This window comes from Arthrobacter sp. Br18, from assembly GCF_000520555.1.
Taxonomy (GTDB): Bacteria; Actinomycetota; Actinomycetes; order Actinomycetales; family Micrococcaceae; genus Arthrobacter_D.
The window spans coordinates 1-3,252 of the sequence record NZ_KI914897.1 but is presented as its reverse complement, the minus strand read 5'-3'; the positions used below and the strand labels follow the sequence as shown (position 1 = coordinate 3,252).

Genomic DNA, 3,252 nt, shown 5'->3' with positions numbered 1-3,252 from the left:
GGGACGGTTCGTCCGCCGCTTCTCCGCCTTCCATTGCGGCACCGGCCCACACTGCATCGCGCTCGCGGCGTTCCTCGTGGATCTCGTTGAGCCTGGCCGTCAGCCGCTCGGCGAGCCGCCGCGAGTTGGCGAAGACGATCGTGGAGCGGTTCGCCTCGATCAGGTCGACGATCTTCTCCTCGACGTGCGGCCAGATGCTCGCCTGCGGGGCGGCATCGCCGTCGTCGTCGGTGGAGGCAGCGCCGCCGAGCTCCGTCATGTCCTCGACCGGTACCGTGACGGTGAGGTCCCACTGCTTCTTCGACGGCGGAGCGACGATCTCGACGGGTGCGTTGCCCGACAGGAAGCGCGCGACGGTCTCCTTCGGTTCCACCGTCGCTGAAAGGCCGATGCGCTGGACGGGCTTGTCGAGGAGGGCGTCGAGCCGGGCCAGGGACACGGCAAGGTGGGCGCCGCGTTTGGTTCCGGCCACCGCGTGGACTTCGTCGAGGATGACGGTGTCCACCTCCAGCAGCGTCTCGCGTGCCTTGGACGTCAGCATGAGGAAGAGCGACTCGGGAGTGGTGATGAGGATGTCCGGAGGGCGCGTGAGCATGGAGCGGCGCTCCGCCTGCGGGGTGTCGCCGGAGCGTACACCCACCGTGATGGACGGCGCCGGAAGGCCGAGCCGTTTCGCCGTCTGGGTGATGCCGATCAGGGGAGCCCGAAGGTTCCGTTCGACGTCGACACCGAGGGCCTTGAGCGGGGAGATGTAGAGGACGCGGGTAGTCCGTTTCGGCAACTTGCCGGGCTTGGTTCCGTCGGCGGTCGCAGCGGCGGGAGCAGCGGGCTCCTCCCGCGCGATCAGCCGGTCGAGCGCCCAGAGAAACGCCGCCAGCGTCTTGCCGGAACCGGTGGGAGCCACCACGAGGGCGTTGGATCCGGCGGAGATGGCATTCCAGGCACCCTCCTGGGCCGGAGTGGGCGCGGCGAAGGCCCCCGCGAACCACTGGTGGGTAGCGGGGGTGAATTTTTCAAGCACCTCGGTCACGAGATCATCATCCCCCGGCGCACTGACATTCCTGGACTCATCGCGCGTTTCCCGGTCGGGTAACGGGGGGAGGAGGGACCGGGCCGCGAGCGGCCGGGTTACTGCGCGGGCTGCAGGGTCCCCACGGTCATCAGGACGAGCGACGTCGCCGAGCACGCTTCACGGTGCTGCTCCAGCACCAGGGAATCAGTGGCGCCGGGCGGGTAGACGCGGAGCCCTGCCACCGGCGTCGTGCCGCAGTCGGCACCATAGTTCTGCCCACTGCCCTGCTTGAGGGTTGCCGCGGCGGAAGCCCCCGGAGCGAGGGTGAGTGCCGTCAGGAGGGAGCCGTCTCGGTGTGCAGGGAGGCCGATGAGGTTGCCTGCGGCATCTACGGCGGAAACTCCGGGAAAGCCTGCGGTGTCACAGGGGGCCGCTGAAACGTTGGTCAGCACGATCGAGCGGTAGACGCTGCCCATGGCAGCCGCGCCGGGAGCAGTGTCGATCCTGCCGGTCAGCATCGCTGCGGTGCAGGTGCCGGCGGACACCGCTTCCGCGGCTGCAGGGGTCGGTGCGGTGTCCGGAGACGACGTCGGGGCTGGAGTTTCCAGTGGTGCCTGGGCCGGCCCGGTACTGGGCTCAGGGGCCGGTTCCGTGGTCGGTTCAGTGGTTGGTTCAGTGGTCACTTCGGTGGTCGGTTCAGTGGTTGGTTCAGTGGTCGCTTCAGCGGTCGGCTCGGGGCTTGGCCCGGCTGATGCAGGTGTCGTTGCTCCGCCGCTCGAGGACACCGCCGGCGTGACAGCCGCTTCGGGGTCGCTCCCGCCCGAGGTCCCGCAAGCGCCCAGGAAGACGACGGCGCCGAGTGCTGTTCCAGCCATGATGCGGCGCGGGATGACCTGCAAGGTATTCATAGCATCACCCTAGGGGCGGGTGCGCACGGGTCCATGCGGCAGAGCCGCAATTCGGGATTTGATGATGCAATTGTTACACATGAGGTTAGTGTGACTCAGCTAGTCGTGGTGGTACGAGCGGCCGCCGGCAATCTCCTGCGCCCGGTAGACCTGCTCCGCCAGAATGAGCCGGACCAGTTGATGGGGGAATACCAGAGGGGACAGGGACCACACGAAGTCGGCACGGGCATGTACGCTCCCATCCACGCCGTAGGCCCCGCCGATGATGACGGTGACGCCGCGCGAGTGCTCCAGCGGCTGCAGCAGCGTGCGCGACAATGCGGGGGAGTCGATTGCTTTCCCCCGCTCATCAAGCAGCACCACGAAGTCATCGCCTGCGAGTCTGGGGATCAGGCGTTCCGACTCCTCCTTCCGCGCCGGGTCGCCCTCCCGGGATGAGTGGGGAATAAGCTGCCACGTCACGTCGAAGGGCTTCTTGAGGCGCTTTTCGTAGCGCGAGATCCCCTCGAGGACCCAGCTCTCATGTTTTCGGCCGACGGCCAGCACCCGGATCGCCATGCCTCACAGGCTACCGCTGCCGGGTGGGTGCTCCCCACCCCCGCTATTCCGCTGGTCCCGGCCCGTGGACGCAGGGAAAGGCCCGGGAAGCTACGGGGTGAACAACGCACAAACTGCAAGGAAAAAAACGACCCAGTATTCGGCAAAATGACTCTGGCGTACGACGGTCATCATCAGGTCGTTTACTAAATCCAGGGATCGAATGGGAACGGAGTGGGATCATGGTCAATCACGATGACGCTCTTCCAGGGAAGGTGCCGGGCAGGACGGCAAGCCGAGCGAGGACTGTAGGAGTGATCCTCGCCGGGGGGGGGATCGGAACGCGGGTGGGGCTCGAGATCTTCAAGCAGCTGGTTCCGATTGCTGGAAAGACGCCGAAGTGGCGACCGCCGCGCCGGAAGGGAGCATCCTCGCAATGCACCACCCTCCTATTCCAATGATCCAGAACCTCGCGGTGCTGACCGGACTGCGGAACCAGGACCACCTGCGCAAGGTGGTCGAGGGCTCGGACGTGCGCCTCATCATCGGCGGGCACCTGCACTTCTCGTCGTCGTCGACGTTCGCGGGCATCCCGGTGTCCGTAGCATCGGCAACCTGCTACACACAGGACCTCCACGTGCCCGACGGCGGCGTCCGGGGACGTGACGGCGGCCAGGGCCACAACTTCGTGCATGTCTACCCGGAAACCATCGTCAACTCGGTCGCGCCGCTAGGATTCTTTCGAACGGTGGGGGGGGGTGCCCCTATCTGGTTCGTCAAGTCATTTGGCCGGTT

Annotated in this window: 3 protein-coding genes and 1 pseudogene; 1 reads left to right on the top strand and 3 read right to left on the bottom strand. The window is 66.6% G+C overall.

Annotated features, from left to right (window positions below; genetic code table 11):
* The 3 genes from Y704_RS25460 to Y704_RS0117050 all read right to left on the bottom strand — a co-directional run.
* The coding region (locus Y704_RS25460; protein ID WP_035773286.1) for a DEAD/DEAH box helicase at positions 1-1,030 on the bottom strand (1,030 nt) is incomplete at its 3' end.
* Between the two features lie 98 nt (positions 1,031-1,128).
* On the bottom strand, positions 1,129-1,920 hold the full coding sequence (locus Y704_RS24205; protein ID WP_155850418.1) for a DUF4232 domain-containing protein: 792 nt from the start codon (positions 1,918-1,920) through the stop codon (positions 1,129-1,131).
* A 99-nt stretch (positions 1,921-2,019) separates the two neighbouring features.
* The gene (locus Y704_RS0117050) at positions 2,020-2,478 is read right to left on the bottom strand and encodes a 23S rRNA (pseudouridine(1915)-N(3))-methyltransferase RlmH (protein ID WP_026551004.1); all 459 of its coding nucleotides are present in this window, start codon (positions 2,476-2,478) and stop codon (positions 2,020-2,022) included.
* A 436-nt stretch (positions 2,479-2,914) separates the two neighbouring features.
* Between Y704_RS0117050 and Y704_RS22300 the strand changes: the two are divergent.
* A pseudogene (locus Y704_RS22300) lies at positions 2,915-3,252 on the top strand (phosphodiesterase); the annotation flags it as partial.

Coding starts and splice junctions, on each gene's coding strand:
- Y704_RS24205 (WP_155850418.1), bottom strand. CDS start 1,920: ATGAATACCTTGCAGGTCATCCCGCGCCGCATCATGGCTGGAACAGCA.
- Y704_RS0117050 (WP_026551004.1), bottom strand. CDS start 2,478: ATGGCGATCCGGGTGCTGGCCGTCGGCCGAAAACATGAGAGCTGGGTC.